Below are 23944 nucleotides of genomic sequence, written 5' to 3'. Positions count from 1 at the left end.
GGCAAGAACGAACAAAGACTGGTCCATTCTTACTGAGTAATCTTTTGGGAGGGATATTCTATGCATTGGTTACGAAGCTGCCGAAACGGCGGTGCACTTGCAGCACTTCTTGCAGGATCGGCGTTGATCCTGCCCCAGAGTGCTGCGGCCCAGGATGGGACAGAAATCATCCATGATGCCGAGTTTTATGTGCTGAAAGCCCAGAACGGCGATCGTTGGGCGGAAGAGGACGAAGGGCTTCAGGCGAAGATTGCGGAACTGCGCGAGACGCACGGAACCCCGCCCAATCTGATCCACATCATGTGGGATGATACGGCGTACGGCGATCTTGGCATGCCGGGTATTCAGGCGGTCCGCGGTCTTGAAACGCCAAACATCAATGCGCTTGCAGAAGAAGGCATGATGTTCACGCGCATGTACACGGAAGTCGGCTGTACGCCGAGCCGGGCAGCAGCAGCGACGGGCCGGATGGCGGTTCGATCCGGAATGTACAATATCGGCATGCTGCAAGAGAGCCACGGCCTCGATGCCGAGGAAGTCACCCTTGCTGAAGTGCTGGGCGATGCGGGCTATGCGACTGCCTTTTACGGCAAGTGGCACCTTGGCGACATTGAAGAGAGCTACCCGCACAACCAGGGTTTCGACGAAGCTCTGTTCACCGGGTACAACCAGATCCTGTCTCTCAACACGCGCGAAGCGGAACAGGGCAATGCCTCGATCGGCCTGTTCGAGGACATGCTGCCTGCAAATCCCTACAAGCTCGATGACACCTTCGTCACCAAAGATTGGGTGATGGTGGCCGAAGGGACCAAGGGCGGTGAAACACTGCAATGGCGTGACAATACGACCGAGACTTATGAGACCATCGACGCTGAAGGGCTCGATCGGATGTTTGCGTTCATGGAGCGCAACGTTGCGGAAGGCAAACCCTTTTACGTTGCGAACTGGCCGATCATGGCAAACTTCATGCCGATCCGCGAGAAATGCACCCGCGCGCGCGCTTTGTTGCAAAACGGACTTCAGTGCACGATCGACCCGATGATCAAGGCGATCCGGGACAAACTTGCTGAGCTCGGCGTTGCGGAGAACACGCTGATTGTTGCCATGGCTGACAATGGTCCGATGTCCCACAACCCGCCCCCGGGAACCGGGTTTGCGGAAACGATCTTCCGGGGCGGCAAAGGCGATTTCCTTGAGGGCGGCGTGCGCGTTCCGGCTTTTGCCGTGTGGCCGGGCATGATCGAAGCCGGCTCGATGCCCGGAGATATGATCCATATCACCGATCTGTTCACCACCTTTGCCAGCCTCGGTGGTGCGCTTGAAAACATCCCGACCGATCGCGTGATCGATGGCATTGATCAGACAGCACTTTTGCTCAACGGTGACACGCATGGGCGCCGCGACTACACCTTCACCTATGCGGGACCGACGCTCGGTGCCGTAGTGAAGGGTGATTACAAGCGGCACATGATCTCACCCGACCCGGTTGGTGAAGCCAGCGGCATTCCGGCAGCGTTCTATTTCCTGCCATCGGACCCGCGGGAAGTGCAGCCGATGCTGACGAACCTGATCCATCTGAAGCGTCCCTTTAACCGGATGGTCTTGCGCCACAACCTCTGGAAAGAAAAGTACCCGGACCGTCCGGAAAAGCACGGCATTCCGTGGACTGGCATTGCCAACGCTTCCGAGGCACTGAAGCGTGAGCAAAACCCTCAGCTGGTGCTAAAGGACCTGCCCTTCGATCCGCTGGAGTATGTCGAGCATCTGGACGAGCTGCCGTTTGATCCGGCAGGTGATCCAAGCATCGGCCAATAAGATCATGTCCCCGCTGCCTGTGCAGCGGGGACATTCCATGGGGAAGTCTGATGGACCGACGATTGTTTTTGCAGACCGTGGCCGCAGGTATTGCTGCGCCAACCTTGGCATCCGCTCAATCTGGCGAGCTTCCAATCACGGTGTCGAGTTATCTCTTGGATCGCACCCAGGCTCTATTTGATGGGAGCGTTGCAATCGAAGGGACAGACGCTGAGTTTGTTCAAGGGGCCATCGGGGACATGAACACGGCCGCCTTCTCCGGAACTGGCGGCAATGAAATCACCGAGCTTGGCCTCCATCCGTTCATGCTGGCCCATGCCAATGAAGGGTTTCGCGACTACGCCCTTCTTCCGATTTTTCTGCTGCGTCAGTTCCGGCACAAGAGCGTTTTCGTGCGTGCCGGTGCCGGGATCGAGAAGCCACAAGACCTGGCGGGCAAACGGATCGGAACAGCAGGTTATTCGTCGACATCCTTGACCTGGATCCGCGGCATCTTCGAAGAGGAATACGGCCTCCGTCCGCAGGATGTGGAATGGGTGATTTCGAACGCTGACAGCTCGGCAGCCGTGGCGGGGGCTGTGTCCGCGCAAGAAAGCCAGATTCCCGCCGGTATCACCGTCACACAAGGAAAACCCGGGCTCGATGAGTCCGAGCTTCTGTTATCTGGCGAGGTTGATGCCCTTTTTCATGCGGCAACACCGGCGGCCTTCGTTGAGGGGGATACCCGCATCGCCCGTTTGTTTCCGGATTTCAGGTCTGTTGAGCAAGCGTATTTCGAAAAAACCGGCGTGTTTCCGATCATGCATGTTCTGGCGATCCGGCGGGACACGGCAGCCGAGCACCCGTGGCTCGCCAAAGCCGTTTTCAACGCCTATTCAAAGGCTAAGTTCAAAGCGTACAGGACCAAGGATCGCCTGACCTGGGCAACGGACATGTTGCCCTGGTACAGTCAGGAACTCGACAACACCCGCCAGTTAATGGGGCGCAATTTTTACCCCTACGGGATCGAACCGAACCGGACAACGCTTGAAACCCTGTTCCGCTATTCGCACGAACAGGGCCTTGCGGACCGGCTCCTGACAGTTGAGGAGACTTTCCTGCCTGAAAGCCTTGAGTTTACGGAAGCAACCCAGCGGTGAAGGCTGAAACAAGGCCACGTATCCGTGGCCTGAAAGAGGAGACTGCAGATGATGACTTTAAAGCGCGCATGGTCGGCTCTTCCGGTCGTATTACTTGTTGCTTGTAGCGTCGCATCAGCTGAACCTGCTCTCAAGCACGGCCTTGAAGGTCAGCCAAACTTCCGAGACCTTGGAGGATACCAAACGTCCGATGGACAGACCCTTCGTACCGGTCTGGTTTTTCGGTCAGGTGAGCTGCCACGCACAACCGATGCCGATCTTGAGACCCTCAAGGACCTTGGCGTGAAAACCGTCGTCAACTTCCTGACGGAAGGTGAGATCGAATATCGTGGACCCGACCGGTTGCCCGCTGGCGTTTGGGAGATCAGTCTGCCGATCACTGGAGATATCGGCGGCAATCCAGATGCGGCAAACATGCTGATTGAGGCGCGAAAGACCGGAGACTTCAGGCGGTTTCCGCCCGAGTTCAATCCCCAGATACACGGAGAGCTCGTGAATGGGCTGGCCGATGACCAATATGCTGCTCTTTTTGACATCCTGGCTGACGAAGCGAATTACCCGGTGGTCTTTCATTGCTCTCATGGGGTCCATCGGACGGGCACCGCGGCTGCTTTGATCCTGACCGCGCTTGGTGTTCCCTGGGAAACGGTCCAAGAAGACTACCTGCGGTCCAACGAAACCCGAGCGGTCGAAGTCATCCCGCGCATCGAACATTTGAAATCGCTTGCGATGGACATCGAGATGCCGACAAGTGAAAGAGCCAAGAACGATGCCGCAATCGAGGCATTTTATGTCCTGGAGCCGTCCTACATTGATGCGTCGCGCAGTGAGGCCGAAAAACGGTATGGCAGCCTCAAAGCCTACATTGGAAAAGGTCTCAATCAATCGGACGATGACCTGGACCACTTGCGGTCGTTGCTCGTGGATTAAGAAGGGATCTTATGTTCCGGATTGAAACGCATACCATTCCTTTGGTTTGTCTTGGCCTTATGGCTGCTCTGATTTTTGCGACTCATGTTCCTACTGGAGTAACGGTTGCGCTTGCCGAAAGTCATGGATTTGCGGGCCTTGAAGGGGGAACCTTCGCCATGGGGTCGGGCAAGCACTACCGGGAAGAGGCGCCGGTCCGCCAGGTCACCTTGCGGCCGTATTCCATTCAAAAGACGGAAGTGACAAACGCCGAGTTCGCAGCGTTTGTGGAAGCGACCGGTTATGTAACGACGGCCGAGAAGGACCTGGATCCGGCGGACTACCCGGACCTTCCCCCGGACCTTCTGAAAGCAGGGTCTATGGTGTTCGCCCAGCCAAAAGAAGCTGTTGCGCTGAATGACATCAATTTATGGTGGCGCTATGTGCCAGGTGCTCAATGGCGGCATCCCCGTGGCCCCGAAAGCTCGATAGAAGGCCTTGAAAACCATCCCGTCGTTCAGGTGTCGATCGAGGATGCAAAGGCTTATGCGGCCTGGGCAGGTGGCCGGCTTCCGACAGAAGCCGAGTGGGAGTTTGCAGCACGCGGCGGGCTGGATGGTGCCCAGTTCTCTTGGGGCGAGGATTACGACCCATCAGAAGGCTGGAAGGCAAACACCTGGCAGGGCGTCTTTCCAAGTGTTGACACCGCGGAAGACGGTCATCACGGCAGTGCGCCTGTCGGTTCCTATGCGCCCAACGGGTATGGATTGTACGACATGGCCGGAAATGTCTGGGAATACGTGTCCGACTGGTGGATCCCTGGCCATCCGACCAAGGATCAAACCAACCCGGGCGGCCCGTCCAAGACGCTCGCAGAGCAATTTGCCAATTCGGCAGTTGGCGCCCGGCATGTGGTCAAGGGCGGGTCCTGGCTCTGTGCACCCTCGTATTGTTTTCGGTACCGACCCTCAGCGCGTCAACCGGCGGAGCGGAGCCTTGGCTCCAATCACATCGGCTTTCGGATCGCGCGTGACGGTGTGAACTAACTAACTGGAGGCAGTTTTGGATCCTCTCATGATTTTCGCACTGATCGTGCTGCTGGTGTTGCTGGCAACGCTCATCGGTGGATGGTTGTTTCTTGCTGTCTGGCCCGGAAAAATCGCAAAACGGCGGGGGCACCGGCGTGCGGAGGCCGTGGCGATGTGCGGCTATTGGGGCGCGCTTACCCTTGGCCTTTTGATGCCCATTGCCTTCATCTGGGCCTACACAGACGGTGAGGAGCCAGTCCAGAACAGCGGTGCGGAGGGTAACGCATGATTGTTTTCCTGACCCTTTGTTACTGTGCTGTTCTGTTCGGTCTCATCAAGGCCGGTGTCATCCGGCTCACCACTTTCTGGAAGATCTCGCCTGTTCTGTGGCTGGTTTTGCTGCTGGTGGTGCTGTTCATTCCCATGCAATGGGGGGCCCCCAGCGGGCCCATCCGCTCCTATACGTCGGTCATCGAAATTGTGCCCAACGTCTCCGGGGAAGTGACCGAGGTGCCAGTTCAACCGCTGATGCTGGTGGAAGAAGGAACGGCCCTATTCAAGATTGATCCAGAACCGTTCGAAGCGGCGGTTTCCCGCAGCCGGGCTGCGCTTGCAGAAGCGGAACAAGCGGTTCCGCAACTTGAGGCAAATTTCAGGGCTGCCGAAGCGTCGGTGTCAGAGGCTACTGCAAATCGGGATCGGGCCAAGGACGAGTTTGATAGGCTGCGCACGGCCAACGAGAATGCGACAGCTTTGGGCCGCCAGAGTACGCCGTTTTCGGAAAGCGACGTGGAACAACTCCGGCTTACCTATCTTGCGTCCGAAGCCTCGCTGACCCGTGCCGCGGCGACAGCAGAGCAGGCGCGTCTCGCCTTTGCCTCTGAAATTGATGGTCAAAACACAACAGTTGCACGCCTGGAAGCAGATCTGCGCCGGGCGGAATTCGATTTGCGCGAAACTGTGGTCAGAGCGCCGGCAGATGGGTATGTCCTCGCGTTGACCTTGCGTCCGGGTCAAAGGGTCAGCAACCTGCCGCTCCGGTCCTGGATGGCATTTGCACCGGTGGCGACGGGCCGGGTTGTTGCCTCCATCCCGCAAACGCGTGTCCGGTTCATTGAACCAAACCAACCGGCTGAAGTCACGTTTGCCTACCTTCCTGGCAAGGTGTTTACCGCGCAGGTGGAGTCACTTGTGAGGATCACCGCAGCGGGCCAATTGCCGCCAAACGGGATCCTGCCATCCCTTGCTCCCCATCATGGACCGAACGAAACAATGGGCGTGGTGCTTCAAATTGACGACAGTAGTGGTGGCTTTGCAGCGATGCCCGGCGGGATTGGCGGGACCGCAGCGATCTATACGCAAACGGCGGGCGCAACACACTTGATCCGCAAGGTGATGATCCGAATGGATGCCTGGTTGAATTATTTGCGTCCGAATTAGATGAGATGTGGTGCCAAACGTTTCGTTTGTATTAGGCGGAGACAGAGCGGGGTCGGCCACCTGATGTTCACAGATACCACAAAAACTTTTTGGTTTTGAAGCCGGTTGGCAGGGAAATCCGGACAACACAGATCCGTCAAAACATAAACATAGAAAAACCTAAAGCGGTTCCAAAATCCCCGTGTGTCCGCATGTTCCGGGGCCAGAATACTCCCTAGGACCAAATGCTCCTGAAAGGACCCTGACGGAAGGGGGGAGAGACTGGGGGCAAACATGACCCTGACTATGATCCTGACATGTCGCCAGCCGCCGCTTGCTTGAGTTTCCCACGGTGGCGAATGACCCCGTAGGAAGACAAATGCTTTGAAAGGACCCGCGCTTAGGCACGGCTTGTTCCTCGGCTCATCTCACCCAGAATGAATATCAACCCGCCACCAGGTTGACCAATCTCTGCGTCTGTGACCTTGTCCATCCGGTCCGCCGTCAGCCATTCTACAATTGCCACCTTTTGTGCTTCCCGCTGTTTCATGATGTCTCCTTCCCAGCGTTGTTGCGCCTTATCTCTGGCAACTTCAGAACGCGTGAGAGACTGTCTTCCTTGAGGTGGTAGTGATATGAATTGCTGTGTTCCCTTTTGTTCCTTTTTCAAAAGCCCTTTGGGGTCTTTCGTCTTGCTCAGGTCGGGATTGCTTGTGCTAGGCTTATCAACACGGCAGTGTTCGATGGGTTTCTTTGAAGGGTTCTTTCGATGGGTTTGGGTCTCATTTCTGAGACCCCCAAGGTCGCAAGATTGAGACTTTGAAGGTATCAATTCTGAGACTGTTTCAAACGTATGCGCAGGCCCTTCTCCTGATTTCATTCCAGCGTCCCAGTCGTCAACAAAAGCTCTAAACACTGGCCAATTGGGCGAGTAGGCTGTTCGGTGAGATTTGCCGCCATGGCTTTTCTTTTCGATCAAACCCAACTCGTCGAGCTCGTTTGTCGCCCTGATCACAGCTGCGCGGCTGATTTTTAGAAGCTTCATGAGCCTCCAAATTCTGGGGTCACACTGACCGGTCCGCTTGTTGAAATGATCGACAATTGCCGCGGCGACCCGACGTGTTGCAGCAGAAAGGTCAGGCATAAGCCCCAAAGCCTTGTGCGCGAAAAGAATGTCATTCTGCTATAGAAGAGGCATTTAAACCTCACAGAATTTTTGGAGGAAACAGTTTGCAAGCGCTGAACTAACGTATTGATATCGTTTGGGCGCAAACGAAGCCGTTTTGCAAAAAACTCCAGTCAGTTCAACAAACTGGCCCTGCTTCCTAATCTGAGGGTCACAGGTTCGAATCCTGTCGGGGTCACCAATTATTTCAATGACTTACAGTGTGCCGTGGTGAATTTTCACTCCAAATCTGCGCTCTGATAATCACAGGGTAAGCAAACTGCGATCGCTCAGAACCGAAGCTCGTTGCCATTTCATGTCAGCCAGGGCCATTAGTATCACACGTCATCACTTAGTGGGCCGATCAATTATCGGAAACGGAAACAACCCTCACGCCTCGTGATCCAATGCCATGTGGTCGGCCACGTATGCGCCGCGTTCGCCCATCGGGCGGTCCTTGCCGACTGTGGTGTCAACGCTCGTCTGGTGTTCCAGCTCGGCATTGAGTTCGGCTCCAAAGATGGCGACCACTGCGGAAAACCAGAACCACAGCAAGAGAACGACGATTGACGACAGTGCGCCGTGAACCTCTTCGTAATTGGCGATTTTCTCGACATAGGTCGTAAAGAGCAAAGAGCCGGCAATCCACATCACCGCGGCTGCGACAGCGCCAACCGTGACCCAACGTGCTTTTGCCTGCCGGCGCGACGGGGCAAACCGGTAGGTGATCGACAGGCCGGCAATGACCGCAACGATCAGCAACGGCCAGCGTAAGAAACGCGCAATTAACTCACTGCTTCCTGACAGCGGCAACAGCGATAAGGCAACTGGCAGCGCAAGAAACGCAATTACAGCCACCAAACCAATCAGCAATGCCGCGATCGTCAAACCAAGTGCCGTGAGGTGGAACTCCCAAAGCGACCGCTCCTCATCCTCCCGGTAGGCGACGGTGATTGCCGTCATCATCGCCCGCACAGCGGCCGCCGCCGCCCAGAATGAAAGGGCCAAGCCAAAGACAGCTTTCAACGTCAGAGCCGTCTGCCGTTCATGTTCATCCAATACAGTTTCAAGTTGGTCTTTGATGAGCTGGCTGGAACTCTCAGGCAGGATCGCTCCAACCTCGTTTACAAGGTCCTGCACGGCCGCTTGCGGGATCAGGAGGTTGGCAATCGCCGAAAAAGCCGTCAAGGCTGGAGCCAGAGCCAGCAAAAAGAAGAAGGCAACGCCTGCAGAGATCAGAAATACATTGTCAGCTTGAACCTGAGCGAAGGTCCGCCGAAGAATGTCAAACCAGCCTTTCAACGGCATGTCTCGTACCGAGCGCGCGCAGCTTCCGCGCTCTGAGCGATGGGTTTGATCGCAATTGTTCATATGCATGGAACGCTGACGGAGCACTTTCGTTCCGCAAAAACAATTTCTGGACCCAGAATCCTGGCTGACCGATTGGCGATGATTTCTATTCACGTGACCAGCACTCCTCCGGCCTAGAGCAGCCAGCAAGTTTAAGCGTTTGTTTGCATATCGACTTGAGGTAACGCTCAACAGGATTTTCGACGGTATATTTAGGAACACAAACGAAAAACGGGCCGCTTTGCGGCCCGCTCTTTCGCTAGTAATCTTGGTTATCCGTTCAGCGTTACAGCGTCGGGATTTTTCTTGTAGGCGGCGGGTTCAAAAGCCTTGGCGTTCTCAAGCTCAGATTTGGTGAACGGTGCCACGACCAAAAGCGCGCCGTTTTCAGTTTCATACATCTGAAGGCTGTCATAAGACACGGCAACAGGTTTCTCGTTGAATCCCAGAAAGCCACCAACGTCGATAACAACAGCTTCAGCCTTGCCGTCTTCGTTCAAAAGCACCTGCGATATCTCACCGATGTTCGCATCAGCGCTGGAATGAACAGAGGATCCGATCAAGGCTTCAGATGACACCGTGGCGCTCTGGACACGGGTCTTTTCAGCCGTCCATGAGGCAATCGTTTCGTTGAGCCGTTTTTTCGCCGGATCAATCGCCTCGGTCCGGACCGTTTCATAGGTCTGTTTTGCGCTCTCGGAAATTTTGTCGATCTCGGTCTGAACCGCAGAAACCGTCATCCAGTCCGGAATATAATCCGGGCGTTCAAAACCATTGGCGTTTTCCAGCTCTGCTCGGGTTACATCGCTGACAACGTCAAACTCACCGTCTGATCTTGCTGTGAAAGACAGGCGATCATAGTCGATCGCGACATCTTTTTCGCCGAGACCGAGAAACCCGCCAACTCCGACAATTGCCGCTCGGATCGCCCCATCACGGCTCAAGACCAGGTCGTTCACGGTGCCAATTTCAGTCGCCTCACCAGTGGAGGTGTTCAAGACCGATTTACCAATCATGTTGGAGGCGAGAAAGCCTGTTGCCGTGTCCGGCTTCACTGTCGACACGTCAAACTCATAAATAACGCGGTCGTTTTGAAAATCCTTTGAAGTAGTACCGGTGTCCTGAGCCAATGCTGGCGTAGTCAGAATGGCCAGAACAGCTGTAGAGGCAAGAAGGTTGCGGATCATAGTCTTCTCCTTCGCTTGTAAAAATCAGGTGGCCGTGATTGGCATCTCGTAAACATCATCAGTTGGGGATGGTTCCAAAAAAAACGCGCCGGTCAGGCGCGTTTTCTAATTAAGCAAGCTGTCCGCTGCCCCGGGGCCCGGCAAGCAGCCAGACAATGAAACACACCACAGGGAAGATAAGGATGCCCAGGATCCAAAGGATCTTTGCGCCGGTAGAAGCGCCGCTCTGAATGATTTTTATAATCGCATAAATGTTCGCGATCAGGACCAGCAAACCGAGAAGACCATATTCCATGATTGAAACTCCTTGTTCTGTCATCTTGGAAACGGTCCGATAGAGGTTTTGGTTCCATTACACCTGTTGTTGGAAAGGAATCTCCGAAGCGGTTTGAGCAAGATGGGAACAAATTTCGAAAGAAGAAATGGAACTGAATTCATTCCCGAGCGTTGAAGACCTGTTACTCAAACAGGAGGATACAATGCTTTCTTGGGCACTTATGTTTCTCGTCGTTGCACTTGTTGCAGCAGTACTTGGCTTCGGCGGTATTGCCGGTACTGCGGTATCAATTGCAAAACTGATTTTCTTTGTCGCGATCGCACTATTTTTGATCTCCGCGATCATGCACGTGGTTCGCGGAAGAAGGGTATAATCAGAAACTGGGCGCCAATGGCGCCCTTTTTTTGTGCCATTTATGATCTTCGTGAAACACTCTGACTGAGCTGCTGTGCTCGCCAGAGACTGGTTGCAATCTGGGATCTATCGGCAGGGCTGTTCAACTCAAGATTTGCATCCCGGGCAATGTCATAGAGTTGGCGTTTGATCAGAGCCTTGTGCTCTGGACGGCAGACGATAGCCATTTTCCCAAGCGCTGAAATGAGATGGTCCAGAACCAGTACGTTGGATCTTGCGCATTGGCGCAGCGGGGCCATCGCAGTGTGCAGGATGTCCTTCACGGAAATCAGATCCAGCCACACACGCGAAGCGCCATCCTCATCGCATAAAAGGGAACTTGGCGCACCGCGTTGCAAGATACGCGCAAAACTCGCCGACAAGTGGTCGATCGCGCTGATTGCCGTGTAGGAATCATTGATGCCGGGAGACAACGCCCTAAGGCCAATTTCCACCAACAAATGAACTGAGAACTGAATATCTCCCTCCGGGGCCCGGGCTTTGGCGAATTGAAACGCCAAAAGAACGGGATCGGTGTCACAGCCGTCCTCCTGACATCTCACCTCGGCGATCGGCATGCCCTCGATCACAAATGCTCCGGGCGTCACAAGCACCTCAATGAACCCATCGTAATGCTTGGCTGTTTTAATCAGATAATCGATGTCAATCGCAGTCACATAACCGCTTCGTTTACCGTGCACCTTGGTTACCGGTAAGTCCGGGATTTCCTGACGGTCTGACGGTTTTTCAGGTGGCTCATGGGCAAGAAGAGCGTCAATGGACTGGCGCAACGACGTTTGAATACGCCCAATCTCGGCATCTACCCGGATGCGGCCCGCCACGTCGTTTACAAAATAAACCAGCCAGAAAAAGCTCGCCGCCGCCAAGAAAATTGACACGCCAACGGAAAATCGAACTTCTTTCCCGTCCTCGACAACGAATAGTACAAGCAAGGCGTACAAAAAGGTGGCGCCCAGAAGACCGATGGTGATCTGGGTTGTGCGGTTGCTGGCAAAGGTCTCCAGCAAACGAGGGGCAATGTTGCCGGCCGCCAGAGTGAAGACCACCAGGGTCAGCGAATAGACCAAACTGATGACCGACATCATCGCGCCGGCAATCGTCGAAAGAACGCTCCGCGCACCTTCGACACTCAGTGTATTGTACCGGAGACTATTGAACACTTTGGCAAGCAGTTCGTTATCGTCGATAAACAAAGTAATTGGGGCAAGCACTGCGCCAAGAAGCGCAATGCAGACCGGTATGAAAAGAAACCCTTTGATCAGGCGGTAAAGCGCCTGCTCCTTCGCGTTATTCTGGTAGGCAAGCGCCAATCCGTGTGCTCCTGATGTCAGATTTCTTTTCGGACCTGCGCATGCGCAATCAAGGCAAAGAGCGCTGTTCCACCAACGATGTTACCCAAGAGCGTCGGGAACAGGAAAGCTGCAACATCCAAAACACTGGAATGACCGATCCAGACGGCAAACACTGCCTCCACCGATCCGGCGACCACGTGTGTAAGATCAAGAGCTGCGATCAGCCATGCCATGAGAAGGATGATGGCGACCTGCGAGTTTTCAGCGCTTGGCAGCAACCAGACCAAGGTCGCGACAATCCACCCAGCCAGTATGCCACGCAGGAACATTTCATGGTGCGGGATTTCCATCATGTGTATGGAAAGAGATCCAACCGCGTCATAAACCTCGGGCGGCAGAAAAAAGCCGCTTGCGATCGCGGATCCGAAGACAGAGGTCCCGATCATGTTCGCACAGAAAACGATGGCCCACAGACGAGCAACGCACAGATAGGTGTGACGTTTGCCTGTGCTGATTGCCGGTAGGACCGCAGTTAGCGTGTTTTCGGTAAAGAGTTGCTGTCTGGCAAGGATAACGATTAGAAATCCAACGCCATACCCGAGATTTTCGACCAAATGGCGCCAAGGAGAATCAGGCAGATAGGCTCGGAACAACGCTTCGCCGAGCACGGAAAACCCGATCGAAAGTCCAGCTGCAATGCCCGACCACCACAGACTTTTCGGTCCGCGGGCGAGCTCTTCTTCGCCTTCTTGCCGGATAATTTCGTAAACAACGGCGGCTTTCAAACGAAGGCGGTCATCTACCTCGGCAAGATCGTCCGAGGTGAGCCGCGTGCCTTCGTTGTCGAGCCTCTCTTCGGTAATCGGGCTTTTATTGTCTGCCTTTTCGCCGGCAACACGCTCCGGTTGGCGAGCCATAGCTTTCCTCCTGTCCGTAGCGCGAAGTTGAGAGAATTTTTTGAAGTTAGGGTTGGGCCGAGAGAGCGTTTTGGATCAGTTCGGCAGATTCAGCGACCGCGAGCTCCGAGCGCTCAAAGCTCTCCTGACCGCTCATCAATTCCTCTAACCGAGCACGTGCCCGTGAGACCCGGCTTTTGACTGTGCCTGGCTTCACACCCAAGATGTCCGCCGCTTCTTCATATGAGAAGCCGCTTGCCCCAATCAGAATGAGGGCCTCGCGCTGATCATCGGGCAGGACCTGCAGTGCACTCAGGAAGTCCTTCATCTCCAAATGGCCTGCCTGCTGCGGCTTTGATTCAAGGCTTGCGGCATGTTCTCCATCGGGATCAGCGACCTCACGCTGCATTTTCCGGCCAACCGAATAATACTGGTTGCGCAGGATGGTAATCAGCCAAGCCGTCAGGTTCGTGCCTTCGGTGAATTTGTTTTTATTGGCAATCGCTTTGGCCAGAGTTTCTTGGACGAGGTCGTCTGCGCGGTCCCGGTTGCCACTGATGGAACGGGCAAACGCTCTCAGGCGCGGAATGGTGTCAACCAGGTCCTGTTTGAACTTTGCATTGTTCATCCCTGCGCCTCCCCACCGGAGTTGCCATCAGACTGATCGGCATCATCAAGCGCGGATAGGAGCTCAAGCATGTCATCGGGAACGTCTTCGGAAAGGGCTTCATCGTAGACCTGTTTCAGCTGATTACCGATCCAGTCTTCCTTGGTCTTTGCGCCCATGTTCGGCCGGATGATACCAGAGCCGGCAATCGCCTGATCCGGTAAGTTTTTGGTTGGCATGGCTAATTCCCGATATTTGCAGCTTCAGTGGCATGTGAATTGTATCAGAAACGTGTCAGGCAAAAAAAAGTTCCATCTGGCTGGAACTTTTTTTTGCCTAGCGCATTTTCTGGTTAAGGGGACGGTCCACGTCATCTGGATGGCCGCGCAGATGCGGCATTTCATTAAGGAAAAAATGAATGGCCACGAGTCTTTCTCAAGATATTGCACCTTTGCTTCCCTACCTGCGCCGCTATGCTCGCGCGCTCGCAGGAACCCAGCAAAGCGGAGATGCTTATGTTCGCGCATGCTTGCAGGCATTGGTTTCGGAACAAAGCATCATCGATACAGGCGATGGCGTGAAGATTGGCCTCTACAGGCTGTTCCATGTTCTTTGGAATGCGTCTGTCGTTCCGCCCCCAACCACAGACGGCGCGGCATCAATTTTTGAACAGACCGCACAACAGCGCCTTGCCAGCATGGCGCCGGAAAGCCGGCAGACCTTGTTATTGACGACACTCGAGGGTTTCTCGGTGCCCGAAGCCGCGCGGATTATTCAGAAAAGCCCGGAAGAGGTCACTGAACTGATCAAAGACGCCGTAGCTGAAATTGATCGTCAAACGAAAACAAATGTCCTGATTATTGAGGACGAGCCTTTGATCTCGATGGATCTCACCCAGATCGTTGAGTCGCTAGGCCACACTGTCCAAGGTGTCTCGCGGACCGCAGACGACGCCATAAAGGCAGCGAAGGCCAACGCTCCGGGGTTGGTGCTTGCCGATATTCAGTTGGCGGATGGCTCGTCCGGAATTGATGCGGTTAAGGCCATCCTGGGCGATATGTCGGTCCCGGTTATCTTCATTACATCGTTCCCGGAACGCCTGTTGACCGGAGAGCGGCCGGAGCCGACGTTCCTCATTACCAAGCCGTTTAACCCCAATACCGTGAAAGCGGGCATCAGCCAGGCGCTGTTTTTCAAAGGAACAGATGCGGTTGCAGCGTAGGGCGGAAATTATGGAAGACAAAGGCGGGGAGTGTCCCCGCCTTGTCGAAGGGCTCAGTGCTTGGACATCCATTGGTCGACTTCGCGCTCAGCCTCTTCCCGTGTTTTGCCATACTTTTGCTGAATCAGACCTGCCAATTCGGTTCGACGGCCGTCAACCCGGTCAATCTCGTCATCGGTCAACTTGCCCCACTGAGCTTGAGCCTTCCCTTTAAATTCTTTCCAATTGCCTTCGATTTGATCCCAGTTCATCTTTTGAAACTCCTTTTGGTGTCAGACAACTAGAAAACGAATTTCAGCTTGGTTGGTTCCCGAAGAAATCTGCCAACTGCTCCAAAACAGCACATGGCTGCGGCCGGTGTAGATCAGAAAGTTCACAAGCCGGCGCTCCAGAAACATCCGGTGAACAAAACGGAAGCCCGACATGCAGGACATCATCAACTATCTCATTGGGGCCGCATCCTTCATGCCTCATGGATATTGCCTCTTATGGCGGCCTGACCTGGTCGCACTGCATGCGATTTCCGATGGTCTGATCGCCTTGGCCTATATCGCTATTCCAATGGCGATTTTGACGTTCTTGCGGCAACGGCCGGATATCACGGGAACACCGCGAAAAACCGCCTATCTCTTCGTTGCGTTTATCTTGGCCTGCGCACTGACACATCTCACCGCTTTGGCAACGCTTTGGGTTCCGGCCTATGGCGCTCAAGGTCTCATAAAAGCGACAACAGCCATCATTTCGGTAGCGACAGCATTTGTAGTGTGGCGTTTGCTGAGCCAGTTGATCGACATGCCCTCGGTCAAACTGCTGGAACAAGCAAACGAACTGCTCGCAAAAGAAAACCGCGCGCTCAACACAGCCGTCGGCCGGACTAAGGCTGAGCTTGCCCGAACCAACGAACTCTTCGAAACGGCACTTACCGGAAGTAATATCTCGGTTTTTTCTCAAGACCGGGACCTCAAGTATACATGGATCCACAATCCGCGTTTCGGGCTTGAGAAATCCGAAATTCTTGGCAAATCAGATGTTGATGTGTTGCCGGATGCAGCTGCCGACCAAGTCGTGCCCGTGAAACGCCGGGTCGTTGAAACAGGCGAACCGTCTTCGACCTATATCGGCATAGAGCGGGAAGACACTGAGCCCCTTTACTTCGACCTGATCGTCCACCCAACCTATGGTGAGGACGGCAAAGTAGACGGCGTGTTGTGCACGGCCGTGGACATGACAGAGAAGAATTTTTACGAGATCCGGCTTGCGTCCATGGCCGCGCAATTGGCGGAAGCGAACAAACGGTTCGAAACAGCCTTGGATGGCTCAATCATCACCGTGTTCGAGCAGGATCGCGACCTCAAGTATGTTCATATGGTCAATCCACCGAACGGATTGAAAGAAGACGTTTTCATCGGCAAGACAGATGACGAGATCTTCAACGAAGACGATCAGCTCAAACTGATTCCGGTCAAGAAAAAGGTGCTGGAAACCGGAGAAAGCGCCGTTGTTGAAGTTGATATCGCGATGGACGGAACCGCGAAGTTTTACAATGTGCGCTTCGATCCGGCGCGGGATGCAGAAGGAACAATAACGGGCGTGATCGGCACAGCGGTCGACCTCACCTACAAAAGGGACAATGAACGCCAAATGCACTTGGTCATGCGGGAGTTGACTCACCGGTCCAAGAACCTGCTTGCCGTCATTCAGGCAATGGCCCGGCAAACTGCCGCGAGATCCGATAATCCTGACGAATTCGTCGAAGTGTTCTCTGCGCGCCTTCAGGCCATGGCAGCAAGCCACGATCTATTGGTTTCGCAGTCCTGGTACGGAGCGGATGTTAAAGAATTGATTGTCGCGCATCTTTCTCAATCCATAGATCCGCAAAGCCCGCAAATCATTCTTGAAGGGCCTGGAAAATCCATTACTGCAGATGCGGCTCAAAATCTGGGATTGGCCCTGCACGAACTAACCACAAATGCTGCGAAATACGGAGCATTGTCCGTGCTGGATGGGAAGCTGAAAGTAACCTGGGCTGAAAATGAGGGTGTGGTCGAACTCAAATGGGAAGAGACTGGCGGCCCGGAAGTCGTGCCCCCAAAGCGGAATGGGTTCGGCCGTATGCTGCTGGAACAACTCGTTGGGCCTGCGCTGGATGGGGAAGTTAAAGTCGAGTTTGCACCGGATGGTGTAAAATGCACTATCACCTTCCCTGCCAAACAACTTGTCAATTGAAGCAACGAGCCGATTATGCTGACGCTAACGGCTCGGGCCGATTTACAAACCTACGTCTTCAGCCGCTGAAGCGCGTCTTCAATATCGTGCAGCTTTGCCTGACGGTCTGCAGCACCTTCAGTCACATTGGGGGATTGCAGCAGTCTGGTCCGCCAAGACAACAGGGCTGATTTCTTTTGCGCACGGTTCAATCCCGGATCGTTCAGAAGGCCTTCGACAGACCGGAAACCGGCGAAACGTTGGGGAACTGAATTCATAACATCGCACACTTGTTTGCAGTTCTAAACCGGGCCTGCCGCCACCCGGAAAACGGATGGCGGCAGGGTTTTTATTCGTTCTATCTGACCGCACAGCTTATTCGGTGATAAGTGCCCTCAGCATCCAAGCGGCCTTTTCGTGGAACGTGATCCGCTCCGTCAAAAGATCTTCAGTGACAACATCACCGTTGTCGCCGGCGTAAGTCGCCATGTCCCGCATCTCCGCGGAGATCGTTTCATGGCTCTCGACAAGGTCGGCAATCATGTCATGGGCGTCTGGCATGCCACCTGATGGCAACTGGATGGTGAGATTTAGTTTCCCATCCTGAACGTTTACCGGTGCGCGGTGCCCAAGGGCTCGAATGCGTTCCGCAAGCTCATCGGTGGCCGCAAACATGTCTTCATAATGCTCTTCCGTCAGGTCGTGGATCGACTTGAAGAGCGGGCCGACAACGTTCCAGTGATACAGGTGAGACTTCACCGTCAGCATGTATGTCTCCGCCAGCATCACCGACAAATGTTTTGCAAGTTGAGCGCGTACATCAGCGGAAACGCCGGTTTTGATGGGTTTGCTTTTCGGTGTTTCAACCTTCAATACGTTAGACATTAGATTTCCTTTTTAATTTCAGTTCTCTAAACAAGGTCGCAGCGGTTCTTTGCGTTAGTATTTTTCGGGCGACTCAATGGCACCGATTGTCGGGACCACACCTGCGGTCTGAAGAATTCCAAGTCCGGCAAACGTCACAACAGCCAGGAACAGGCTTGCGGCGAGTACTTTTACGACCGGCCGCCCGCGTTCACCCTGACGGGCTTCTTCTGCAGTTCGCTTCGTGTGTTCTGTGACCATTTCGATCACCTCCTAAGCGTGAGTTTCTAGAACGGGCTCGGGGTGTAAATGCAAAGATACGAAAAGCGTTCCAGAAAAAATCTGAAGTGTTTTTGAATTCATGTGAAAAAATATAGCTAGTTCGCATCGAAAGAAGACGGCTTAAGATGCGAATTACATAACATAGACGCCGTCTCATTTAATGGAGATACGGAACCGGAAACAACTTCGCGCGTTCTTATATTTGAACGCATGGAGGTTAGATTGACGAAAAACAGTGTGATTGATGATTTATTAGATGAAATTACTAGCGCAAATCCTGACCAGCCAGAGTTTCTGCAGGCTATAGACGAGATGGCTCAGTCCATCGGTGACTGGTACGGAAAGCAAAAAGACTTTCGAAAATCACGAATTTTTCAGCGGCTCGCGGAACCGGATCGCGTGATTTCGTTCCGCGTTTGTTGGCGCGATGACAAAGGCGTGCTCCAGCATAACAAAGGCTGGCGTGTCCAGTTTTCTCATATTCTCGGCCCCTATAAGGGCGGATTGCGGTTCGCGCCGAGCGTTACGGAAAGTATTCTGAAGTTTCTCGGCTACGAGCAGATTTTTAAGAACGCCTTGACCGGTCTGCCAATGGGTGGGGCGAAGGGTGGCTCAAACTTCGACCCTAAAGGAAAAAGCCCGGCCGAAATCGAACGTTTCTGCCAGTCCTTCATGACGGAGCTATCACGTCACATCGGCCCGGACATCGATGTGCCGGCGGGCGATATCGGCGTAGGTCAACGGGAAATTAGCCTGCTCTACGGCCACTATCTCCGCCTTTCCAACACATGGCATGGCGCTTTGACTGGGAAAGGCTGCAATTTCGGCGGCAGCGCTGTTCGAACGGAAGCGACCGGCTACGGCTGTGTCTACTTTTGCTGTGAGATGCTGTCCCACAACGATATGGAAATCGAGGGCAAGAGGATAGCCATCAGCGGCTCTGGCAACGTCGCGCTTCATGCTGCGGAAAAGGCCATCGATATGGACGCCACGGTATTGAGTGTGAGCGACTCCGATGGGGTGCTGGAATTCAAGGACGGCCTGACAAAAAAAGATCTCGGCAAGGTCAAAACCCTCAAAGGCAAGGGTGGACGCTTGTCGGATCTGTCTATTGGCAAGTTCCACAAAGGCAAAACACCTTGGAACCTTGAATGCGACATTGCCATGCCCTGCGCAACACAGAACGAGTTGGACGAAGAGGCGGCCAAAACACTCGTAGAGGCCGGCGTTTCAGCCGTCTGCGAAGGCGCCAACATGCCTTTGACTGCAAAAGCTTCGGAGATCTTCCGACAAAAAGGCATCCTCCACGCACCAGGCAAGGCAGCAAACGCGGGTGGTGTCGCAGTCAGTGGTTTGGAGCAGAGCCAAAATGCGATGCGGCAAAGCTGGAGTGCGGAAAAGGTCGACCAGGAGCTTCGGGACATCATGAAAAAAATCCACGGCGAGATCGTTTCTGCAGATACGGGCAAAAAGCAGCTCAGCTACGTCGACGGAGCCAATTTGGCTGCATTCAAACGTGTCGCACATGCGTTTCATTCATTCGGAAGTTTCTGACCCGGTGCGGCCGTGAAAAGGAGAGTGAAAAACAATGACTGAAAAGCACGAACCGTTCAGCAAGGGAGACCGGGTCGCTTGGGACTGGGGTGAGGGTACGGGTGAGGCCACGGTGGTCGACACGCACACGGAGGACATCTGTCTCAACATCAAGGGCACGGATGTGAAGCGGCGCGCGACCCCTGAAGACCCCGCTTACACGCTGCGACAGGATGATGGCGACAGGGTTCTCAAATCCGCGAGTGAACTGACGCTGATCAAGAAAGGAGATGGAAAATGAGCAGCAAGGATCGCCCGAGCATTAAGGACGAAGAAACCTATGACGCATTGCGGCGTGAGGGCTACGGAAAGTCAAAAGCGGCTCGTATCGCCAACGCACAGGCGAATGAAAACCAATCGCCTTCTGAAAAGGGTGGGTCACAGCCACCCTATGAGGATTGGACCAAGGAAGAGCTCTACGAGCGGGCGAGAGAACTGGAAATCGAAGGCCGATCAGAAATGTCTAAAGACGAATTGATTGGCGCCCTTCGGGACTGATTGATGTTTCCAGTTGAATTTTCCTAAGTGCCGGGAACTTTTGTCTGACCTCCAAGTTTACAGAGGGTTGGACCTATGCGCTCCAGCCCCAATCGAGCAGCATGGAGCTGCTTGAACACAACATTTCCTACCGGCGGTTCGGGGACATTCCCCGGGTTTTCCGGAGCTAATTGGAGGCATTTCATGGCAACTGCCAAAAGCACTTCCACTTCTTCGACCAAAGCTGCAAATGACGCGGTGAATGCCAGTGATATTGAAGCCGACATTCAGCGCATCCGCGAGGACATTGCCGCGCTTGCCGGCTCACTCAAAAATTACGGGTCTGGCAAAAGCCAGGAATACAAATCGCGTGCGACCGCGGCAGGTGAAGATCTAACGCAAATGTCGCAGGACGCGCTCGATGATCTGACCCGTGAACTGAAATCCTACGAGCGGGCCCTGACCGATGAAGTCCGCCGGCATCCCTTGCAGTCCCTCGGAATTGCAGCCGGCGTCGGTTTCTTGATTGCTGCTTTGATCCGCCGCTGATCATGCAATCCGTCCCCCTTGCCGTCTCGGCGGCATCCCGCGATCTGCGCGGGATGGTTCGCCGGACGAAGCGCAACATCGTTTTAATCGCGATTGCTGCCGCGTCTTTTGGCACAGCCTATCTGGCAGGTCTTGCAGCACTTGGCATTTATCTTTCTGAACAGCTCGGAGCCTTGGGCGCTGCTTTGGTCATCGCCCTGGGAATGATTGGCGTCGGTCTCGGCCTTCTCATTGTTTTAGCGGTCTTGAAGAAAATCGATGAACGGCGCAGCGCGAAACGCCGCGCGGCTCAAAGGCTGGCCATAGCAGCAGCAGTTTCAGTCCTCCCACAACTGACCAATCGAAAGAGCATCATCGCCCTTGCCGCATTGGGCGGACTTGCGTTTTTTGCAGCGCGGGGCGGCGGAGATGACGGGACCTGATATGGCACACCACGCTCCACCCGAAGCTCACGCAAATGTATCAGCCTCACCAGTTGGGATTGCAGATCCAGCCACGCGTATGTCCCTTGTCATACTTGCGTGTCTGGCTCTTGTGTTTGCGCTGGATGTGGGCAAGGTCATCCTTGCGCCGGTCTGTTTGTCGATCGTGGTCGGTTCCTTGTTCGGACCTGCGGCGGATCGTCTTGGCCGTCTTGGCATACCGTCATGGGTGTCGGCGGCCTTAATGGTGGTTTTGTTTATCTTGCTCATCACGACCGCCGGCGCAGCATTTATGGTACCGTTGTCTGACTGGCTCGATAAACTGCCGTTGATCTGGGCCAAACTGCAAAGCCAGCTCGTTTCCTGGCAGGGATTGTTTGCATCCATCAGCAGTCTGCAGGAAGAACTCCGCAATGCGATGGGCCAATCCGGAAACATGCAGGTTAGCGTCGATGAAACGTCGCCGGTGGAGAGCGTTTTCTACTTCGCCCCGACATTCATGGCGCAGATAATATTGTTTCTCGCCAGCCTTTATTTCTTCGTCCTGACCCGGCCGCGAGTTTTCCGATCGACTGTCGATTGGTCAACTCCGGCAACAAAACGATATCGCATGGCAATTGCGTTTCAACGGATCGAAAAGCGGCTCTCGACTTACCTGTTGTCCATTACTTGCGTGAATGTCGGTCTGGCTGCCGCCGTTTCAGCGGCTCTTTGGCTGATCGGTGTGCCGTCACCGATCTTGTGGGGCGTTTTGGCAGGTGTGCTTAACTATGTAATTTACATCGGCCCGGCCATCATGGTGCTGATCATGACAGGTGTGGGGCTGTCGATCGGCAACTCAATTCCGGAAATTCTCCTGCCGCCACTGGTTTATCTGCTCCTCAATCTTTTTGAGGCGCAGTTCGTCACGCCAACGGTTCTCGGCCGGACAATGACGCTCAACCCATTTCTCGTATTCTTGACAATCGCATTTTGGATTTGGCTTTGGGGTCCAATCGGTGGTTTCATTGCCGTTCCAGCCCTTTTGGCAGGGGTAACGCTATATGAAATTTCGAATGATCCGTCTGATTGACGGGCGGGTCGTTGCGATGAAAAAAAAGCCGCCCGGACTTTTCCGGGCAGCTGTTTTTATGCGGTGTGCACGCAAATCAATCTGAGTTTAGCGCAATCATACCATTTGCAAGCGGCCAGCCGGTACATGTTGTCTGCTGCATGCTGGACACACAGCGGACCGGGCGTTTGTGAACATCGTCGAGGGAAATCTTCAAGTCACCTTTCCCGCTAGAGAACGTGTCTTGCACCTCGGCAACTGCCGTAACTGGCTTTGTATCGACACCCTCGTCCTCATACAAATATTCTGTAGCGGCAAGAGCACTGGTGAATAGAGTTCCCGCGATAATTACAGGTGTACTGAGCGTAAGAACTCGCTTGCGAAAAGTAATCATATCACTACCTCCGCTTAGTAAACGCACAACTTAAGAAAAAGTTTCACTCAGGTCACTCTGACACGCCATAAGTGGAAAAGAGGTGATTTATCAGGCGCATATAACTTATGTTAATGCGCGATATGAGGCATTGTGCAACGTTGCTGTCTTGGCAGCGGGCGTATGGCGAGCACATCAATGACCGATGAAATGATAGCATCTGACGTAAAGCCGAGTGGTGCAGCGTTGATTGTTGAAGACAATCCAATCATCGCGCTCGACACCCAAATGATGCTGGAAGAAATCGGCTTTGCGCCTGTGGTTGTGTTGAACAAGTTGTCTGATGGATTGGACGCGCTGACAGGCAACCTCTTCAGCTTCGTGATCCTGGACGTGCGTATGGGCGACGAAACGAGCCTAAAATTCGCCCGGCTTTTGATTGAACGTGGGACGCGGTTTGTTTTCGCCAGCGGCTACGGCGATACTGATACTCTGCCACATGAGTTCAAAAGCCACGCTCTTCTCAGCAAGCCCTACACAAAGGAACAAATTCTGGAGTTGCTGTAGGGCAAAGCTGCAAGGGCCACTAAGTTAAATCAACGGCCGAAGTGTTTTGACATCGCGTTCATAGGCAGCGAGATCCTCTAAGCCTTCTCTGTCCAGAATACGGATCCGGTTCTGTTTCCAACTGAAATAGTTTTCGCTTTGCAATGTTCGTATGGTCCGGTTGGTGTGGACCGGTGTAACACCGAGTGCATCTGAAAGGTGTGCCTGCGTAAAGGGTGCATCAAATGACTGGTTCTGAGCGTATCCGACTGTTTCTGCACGGTCGTGGAGATGCAGGAGCAAATAGGCGAGCCGTTCTTGAGCGTTGCGGCGACCAAGGCTCAGAAGGTGGCCGTCAATCAGCTGTTCTTCGCGCGATGCCATCCAGGTCATGGAAAATGCAAGGCCGGGATAATCCTTGAAAACCGACCAGACCTTGTCCTTTTGAAAGACACACAACGTCGTGTCAGTCAGCGCCGTAACTGTGTGTTGCATTTCATTCAAGACCGCGAGCTGCAGCCCAAGAAGATCGCCTGGCAGGGCGAAATTCAAGACTTGGCGCCGTCCGTCTGCCAGTGATGTGTGGCGGAAGGCCCACCCTTCAAGGAGGGTGTAGATGTGGGGCGTCTTGTTGTCTTCCAAAATGATGGTTGAACCGGCCTCGACCTGAAGTTCGCCCGTTTTGAATTTGGTGACGAAGTCCAGTTCCTTGTCTTCAAACGGCCTGAAAACGTTCTTCTGCCTAAGGGGGCATGCGTGGCACTTTGTTTGAAAATTCATGCTGTCCGTCATTGGTTGGTCTCCGCATCCCGTGGATCGCGCCCCCCACACCTTTATGAGCAGCTTGACCGGTCATGCGGCG

Annotated in this window: 29 protein-coding genes; 16 read left to right on the top strand and 13 right to left on the bottom strand. The window is 54.1% G+C overall.

Annotation, left to right across the window (positions count from 1 at the left end):
• Window positions 1-60: 60 nt before the first annotated feature.
• Genes ACVDG4_RS21235 through ACVDG4_RS21210 form a run of 6 tightly spaced genes read left to right on the top strand, consistent with a single transcriptional unit; the run spans window position 61 to window position 6331 of the window.
• The gene (locus ACVDG4_RS21235) at window positions 61-1815 is read left to right on the top strand and encodes a sulfatase-like hydrolase/transferase (RefSeq protein ID WP_447236574.1); all 1755 of its coding nucleotides are present in this window, start codon (window positions 61-63) and stop codon (window positions 1813-1815) included.
• A gap of 50 nt (window positions 1816-1865) precedes the next feature.
• Window positions 1866-2954 (top strand): ABC transporter substrate-binding protein, encoded by a 1089-nt coding sequence (locus ACVDG4_RS21230; protein WP_447236573.1) that lies wholly within the window; start codon window positions 1866-1868, stop codon window positions 2952-2954.
• Between the two features lie 48 nt (window positions 2955-3002).
• On the top strand, window positions 3003-3884 hold the full coding sequence (locus ACVDG4_RS21225; protein WP_447236572.1) for a tyrosine-protein phosphatase: 882 nt from the start codon (window positions 3003-3005) through the stop codon (window positions 3882-3884).
• 11 nt (window positions 3885-3895) lie between these two features.
• Entirely contained in the window at window positions 3896-4909 is a 1014-nt protein-coding gene (locus ACVDG4_RS21220) for a formylglycine-generating enzyme family protein (RefSeq protein WP_447236571.1), read from the top strand.
• Window positions 4910-4937: 28 nt separating this feature from the next.
• Complete coding sequence (locus ACVDG4_RS21215; RefSeq protein ID WP_447236570.1) at window positions 4938-5180, top strand: DUF3302 domain-containing protein; 243 nt, start codon at window positions 4938-4940, stop codon at window positions 5178-5180.
• Entirely contained in the window at window positions 5177-6331 is a 1155-nt protein-coding gene (locus tag ACVDG4_RS21210; protein ID WP_447236569.1) for an HlyD family secretion protein, read from the top strand. Before ACVDG4_RS21215 ends, ACVDG4_RS21210 begins: the two co-directional genes overlap by 4 nt.
• 379 nt (window positions 6332-6710) lie before the next feature.
• Here the strand turns inward: ACVDG4_RS21210 and ACVDG4_RS21205 are convergent, their stop codons facing one another.
• The 4 genes from ACVDG4_RS21205 to ACVDG4_RS21190 form a co-directional block, all read right to left on the bottom strand.
• The gene (locus tag ACVDG4_RS21205; RefSeq protein ID WP_447236568.1) at window positions 6711-7355 is read right to left on the bottom strand and encodes a hypothetical protein; all 645 of its coding nucleotides are present in this window, start codon (window positions 7353-7355) and stop codon (window positions 6711-6713) included.
• A 510-nt stretch (window positions 7356-7865) separates the two neighbouring features.
• Window positions 7866-8777: a YihY/virulence factor BrkB family protein gene (locus ACVDG4_RS21200; protein ID WP_409686773.1), complete on the bottom strand. Its 912-nt coding sequence runs from the start codon at window positions 8775-8777 to the stop codon at window positions 7866-7868.
• Window positions 8778-9097: 320 nt separating this feature from the next.
• Window positions 9098-10012, bottom strand: coding sequence for a PRC-barrel domain-containing protein (locus ACVDG4_RS21195; protein WP_447236567.1), 915 nt, complete (start codon window positions 10010-10012; stop codon window positions 9098-9100).
• 109 nt (window positions 10013-10121) lie between these two features.
• The gene (locus ACVDG4_RS21190; protein WP_447236566.1) at window positions 10122-10307 is read right to left on the bottom strand and encodes a PLD nuclease N-terminal domain-containing protein; all 186 of its coding nucleotides are present in this window, start codon (window positions 10305-10307) and stop codon (window positions 10122-10124) included.
• A gap of 184 nt (window positions 10308-10491) precedes the next feature.
• Here ACVDG4_RS21190 and ACVDG4_RS21185 point away from each other — a divergent pair, with 184 nt between their 5' ends.
• Entirely contained in the window at window positions 10492-10662 is a 171-nt protein-coding gene (locus ACVDG4_RS21185) for a DUF1328 domain-containing protein (protein WP_409686767.1), read from the top strand.
• Window positions 10663-10702: 40 nt separating this feature from the next.
• On the opposite strand, the gene ACVDG4_RS21180 is transcribed toward ACVDG4_RS21185, so the two are convergent.
• The 4 genes from ACVDG4_RS21180 to ACVDG4_RS21165 are packed head-to-tail and all read right to left on the bottom strand — an operon-like array spanning window position 10703 to window position 13737.
• Window positions 10703-12013, bottom strand: coding sequence for a DUF2254 domain-containing protein (locus ACVDG4_RS21180; RefSeq protein WP_447236565.1), 1311 nt, complete (start codon window positions 12011-12013; stop codon window positions 10703-10705).
• A 17-nt stretch (window positions 12014-12030) separates the two neighbouring features.
• Window positions 12031-12912 carry a formate/nitrite transporter family protein gene (locus tag ACVDG4_RS21175; RefSeq protein WP_447236564.1) on the bottom strand — a complete coding sequence of 294 codons (882 nt, stop codon included), beginning with the start codon at window positions 12910-12912 and terminating at the stop codon, window positions 12031-12033.
• A 46-nt stretch (window positions 12913-12958) separates the two neighbouring features.
• Complete coding sequence (locus tag ACVDG4_RS21170) at window positions 12959-13519, bottom strand: sigma-70 family RNA polymerase sigma factor (protein ID WP_447236563.1); 561 nt, start codon at window positions 13517-13519, stop codon at window positions 12959-12961.
• Window positions 13516-13737, bottom strand: a complete 222-nt coding sequence (locus ACVDG4_RS21165; RefSeq protein WP_133952498.1) for a NepR family anti-sigma factor — start codon at window positions 13735-13737, stop codon at window positions 13516-13518. Before ACVDG4_RS21165 ends, ACVDG4_RS21170 begins: the two co-directional genes overlap by 4 nt.
• Before the next feature lie 179 nt (window positions 13738-13916).
• Between ACVDG4_RS21165 and ACVDG4_RS21160 the strand changes: the two genes are divergently transcribed.
• The gene (locus ACVDG4_RS21160) at window positions 13917-14720 is read left to right on the top strand and encodes a response regulator (RefSeq protein WP_447236562.1); all 804 of its coding nucleotides are present in this window, start codon (window positions 13917-13919) and stop codon (window positions 14718-14720) included.
• Window positions 14721-14773: 53 nt separating this feature from the next.
• Here the strand turns inward: ACVDG4_RS21160 and ACVDG4_RS21155 are convergent, their stop codons facing one another.
• Window positions 14774-14971 (bottom strand): CsbD family protein, encoded by a 198-nt coding sequence (locus ACVDG4_RS21155; RefSeq protein ID WP_008189145.1) that lies wholly within the window; start codon window positions 14969-14971, stop codon window positions 14774-14776.
• 172 nt (window positions 14972-15143) lie between these two features.
• Between ACVDG4_RS21155 and ACVDG4_RS21150 the strand changes: the two genes are divergently transcribed.
• A complete protein-coding gene (locus tag ACVDG4_RS21150) occupies window positions 15144-16946 on the top strand; it encodes a sensor histidine kinase (RefSeq protein WP_447236561.1) in 1803 nt (600 codons plus the stop codon).
• 50 nt (window positions 16947-16996) lie between these two features.
• Here ACVDG4_RS21150 and ACVDG4_RS21145 read toward each other — a convergent pair whose 3' ends face one another.
• From ACVDG4_RS21145 to ACVDG4_RS21135, 3 genes are all read right to left on the bottom strand, one after another.
• Window positions 16997-17203, bottom strand: coding sequence for a hypothetical protein (locus tag ACVDG4_RS21145; RefSeq protein ID WP_447236560.1), 207 nt, complete (start codon window positions 17201-17203; stop codon window positions 16997-16999).
• Between the two features lie 97 nt (window positions 17204-17300).
• Window positions 17301-17810: a Dps family protein gene (locus tag ACVDG4_RS21140; protein ID WP_447236559.1), complete on the bottom strand. Its 510-nt coding sequence runs from the start codon at window positions 17808-17810 to the stop codon at window positions 17301-17303.
• 54 nt (window positions 17811-17864) lie between these two features.
• Window positions 17865-18050, bottom strand: a complete 186-nt coding sequence (locus ACVDG4_RS21135; protein ID WP_133952502.1) for a hypothetical protein — start codon at window positions 18048-18050, stop codon at window positions 17865-17867.
• Window positions 18051-18281: 231 nt separating this feature from the next.
• Here ACVDG4_RS21135 and gdhA point away from each other — a divergent pair, with 231 nt between their 5' ends.
• The 7 genes from gdhA to ACVDG4_RS21100 all read left to right on the top strand — a co-directional run bounded on the left by gdhA (window position 18282) and on the right by ACVDG4_RS21100 (window position 23103).
• Window positions 18282-19625: an NADP-specific glutamate dehydrogenase gene (gene gdhA / locus ACVDG4_RS21130; protein ID WP_447236558.1), complete on the top strand. Its 1344-nt coding sequence runs from the start codon at window positions 18282-18284 to the stop codon at window positions 19623-19625.
• A 34-nt stretch (window positions 19626-19659) separates the two neighbouring features.
• Window positions 19660-19905 (top strand): hypervirulence associated TUDOR domain-containing protein, encoded by a 246-nt coding sequence (locus ACVDG4_RS21125; RefSeq protein WP_447236557.1) that lies wholly within the window; start codon window positions 19660-19662, stop codon window positions 19903-19905.
• Complete coding sequence (locus ACVDG4_RS21120; protein WP_447236556.1) at window positions 19902-20162, top strand: DUF7218 family protein; 261 nt, start codon at window positions 19902-19904, stop codon at window positions 20160-20162. The genes ACVDG4_RS21125 and ACVDG4_RS21120 overlap by 4 nt, the downstream gene beginning before the upstream one ends.
• A gap of 183 nt (window positions 20163-20345) precedes the next feature.
• Window positions 20346-20690, top strand: a complete 345-nt coding sequence (locus ACVDG4_RS21115) for an ElaB/YgaM/YqjD family protein (protein WP_306150467.1) — start codon at window positions 20346-20348, stop codon at window positions 20688-20690.
• 2 nt (window positions 20691-20692) lie between these two features.
• Window positions 20693-21112 carry a hypothetical protein gene (locus tag ACVDG4_RS21110; protein WP_447236555.1) on the top strand — a complete coding sequence of 140 codons (420 nt, stop codon included), beginning with the start codon at window positions 20693-20695 and terminating at the stop codon, window positions 21110-21112.
• Window positions 21099-22184 carry an AI-2E family transporter gene (locus ACVDG4_RS21105; protein ID WP_447236554.1) on the top strand — a complete coding sequence of 362 codons (1086 nt, stop codon included), beginning with the start codon at window positions 21099-21101 and terminating at the stop codon, window positions 22182-22184. The genes ACVDG4_RS21110 and ACVDG4_RS21105 overlap by 14 nt, the downstream gene beginning before the upstream one ends.
• A gap of 550 nt (window positions 22185-22734) precedes the next feature.
• Entirely contained in the window at window positions 22735-23103 is a 369-nt protein-coding gene (locus ACVDG4_RS21100) for a response regulator (protein WP_209176290.1), read from the top strand.
• A 24-nt stretch (window positions 23104-23127) separates the two neighbouring features.
• On the opposite strand, the gene ACVDG4_RS21095 is transcribed toward ACVDG4_RS21100, so the two are convergent.
• A complete protein-coding gene (locus tag ACVDG4_RS21095; protein WP_447236553.1) occupies window positions 23128-23874 on the bottom strand; it encodes a Crp/Fnr family transcriptional regulator in 747 nt (248 codons plus the stop codon).
• Between the last annotated feature and the right edge of the window lie 70 nt (window positions 23875-23944).

It is taken from the genome of Roseibium sp. MB-4 (genome assembly GCF_053005265.1).
This window is presented reverse-complemented; position numbering and strand designations above follow the sequence as displayed.

What these genes read in the sequence shown, in the direction of transcription:
- ACVDG4_RS21235 (WP_447236574.1), top strand. Translation starts at nt 61, where the DNA reads ATGCATTGGTTACGAAGCTGCCGAAACGGCGGTGCACTTGCAGCACTT.
- ACVDG4_RS21230 (WP_447236573.1), top strand. Translation starts at nt 1,866, where the DNA reads ATGGACCGACGATTGTTTTTGCAGACCGTGGCCGCAGGTATTGCTGCG.
- ACVDG4_RS21225 (WP_447236572.1), top strand. Translation starts at nt 3,003, where the DNA reads ATGATGACTTTAAAGCGCGCATGGTCGGCTCTTCCGGTCGTATTACTT.
- ACVDG4_RS21220 (WP_447236571.1), top strand. Translation starts at nt 3,896, where the DNA reads ATGTTCCGGATTGAAACGCATACCATTCCTTTGGTTTGTCTTGGCCTT.
- ACVDG4_RS21215 (WP_447236570.1), top strand. Translation starts at nt 4,938, where the DNA reads ATGATTTTCGCACTGATCGTGCTGCTGGTGTTGCTGGCAACGCTCATC.
- ACVDG4_RS21210 (WP_447236569.1), top strand. Translation starts at nt 5,177, where the DNA reads ATGATTGTTTTCCTGACCCTTTGTTACTGTGCTGTTCTGTTCGGTCTC.
- ACVDG4_RS21205 (WP_447236568.1), bottom strand. Translation starts at nt 7,355, where the DNA reads ATGAAGCTTCTAAAAATCAGCCGCGCAGCTGTGATCAGGGCGACAAAC.
- ACVDG4_RS21195 (WP_447236567.1), bottom strand. Translation starts at nt 10,012, where the DNA reads ATGATCCGCAACCTTCTTGCCTCTACAGCTGTTCTGGCCATTCTGACT.
- ACVDG4_RS21190 (WP_447236566.1), bottom strand. Translation starts at nt 10,307, where the DNA reads ATGGAATATGGTCTTCTCGGTTTGCTGGTCCTGATCGCGAACATTTAT.
- ACVDG4_RS21185 (WP_409686767.1), top strand. Translation starts at nt 10,492, where the DNA reads ATGCTTTCTTGGGCACTTATGTTTCTCGTCGTTGCACTTGTTGCAGCA.
- ACVDG4_RS21175 (WP_447236564.1), bottom strand. Translation starts at nt 12,912, where the DNA reads ATGGCTCGCCAACCGGAGCGTGTTGCCGGCGAAAAGGCAGACAATAAA.
- ACVDG4_RS21170 (WP_447236563.1), bottom strand. Translation starts at nt 13,519, where the DNA reads ATGAACAATGCAAAGTTCAAACAGGACCTGGTTGACACCATTCCGCGC.
- ACVDG4_RS21165 (WP_133952498.1), bottom strand. Translation starts at nt 13,737, where the DNA reads ATGCCAACCAAAAACTTACCGGATCAGGCGATTGCCGGCTCTGGTATC.
- ACVDG4_RS21160 (WP_447236562.1), top strand. Translation starts at nt 13,917, where the DNA reads ATGGCCACGAGTCTTTCTCAAGATATTGCACCTTTGCTTCCCTACCTG.
- ACVDG4_RS21155 (WP_008189145.1), bottom strand. Translation starts at nt 14,971, where the DNA reads ATGAACTGGGATCAAATCGAAGGCAATTGGAAAGAATTTAAAGGGAAG.
- ACVDG4_RS21150 (WP_447236561.1), top strand. Translation starts at nt 15,144, where the DNA reads ATGCAGGACATCATCAACTATCTCATTGGGGCCGCATCCTTCATGCCT.
- ACVDG4_RS21145 (WP_447236560.1), bottom strand. Translation starts at nt 17,203, where the DNA reads ATGAATTCAGTTCCCCAACGTTTCGCCGGTTTCCGGTCTGTCGAAGGC.
- ACVDG4_RS21140 (WP_447236559.1), bottom strand. Translation starts at nt 17,810, where the DNA reads ATGTCTAACGTATTGAAGGTTGAAACACCGAAAAGCAAACCCATCAAA.
- ACVDG4_RS21135 (WP_133952502.1), bottom strand. Translation starts at nt 18,050, where the DNA reads ATGGTCACAGAACACACGAAGCGAACTGCAGAAGAAGCCCGTCAGGGT.
- gdhA (WP_447236558.1), top strand. Translation starts at nt 18,282, where the DNA reads ATGGAGGTTAGATTGACGAAAAACAGTGTGATTGATGATTTATTAGAT.
- ACVDG4_RS21125 (WP_447236557.1), top strand. Translation starts at nt 19,660, where the DNA reads ATGACTGAAAAGCACGAACCGTTCAGCAAGGGAGACCGGGTCGCTTGG.
- ACVDG4_RS21120 (WP_447236556.1), top strand. Translation starts at nt 19,902, where the DNA reads ATGAGCAGCAAGGATCGCCCGAGCATTAAGGACGAAGAAACCTATGAC.
- ACVDG4_RS21115 (WP_306150467.1), top strand. Translation starts at nt 20,346, where the DNA reads ATGGCAACTGCCAAAAGCACTTCCACTTCTTCGACCAAAGCTGCAAAT.
- ACVDG4_RS21110 (WP_447236555.1), top strand. Translation starts at nt 20,693, where the DNA reads ATGCAATCCGTCCCCCTTGCCGTCTCGGCGGCATCCCGCGATCTGCGC.
- ACVDG4_RS21105 (WP_447236554.1), top strand. Translation starts at nt 21,099, where the DNA reads ATGACGGGACCTGATATGGCACACCACGCTCCACCCGAAGCTCACGCA.
- ACVDG4_RS21100 (WP_209176290.1), top strand. Translation starts at nt 22,735, where the DNA reads ATGACCGATGAAATGATAGCATCTGACGTAAAGCCGAGTGGTGCAGCG.
- ACVDG4_RS21095 (WP_447236553.1), bottom strand. Translation starts at nt 23,874, where the DNA reads ATGACGGACAGCATGAATTTTCAAACAAAGTGCCACGCATGCCCCCTT.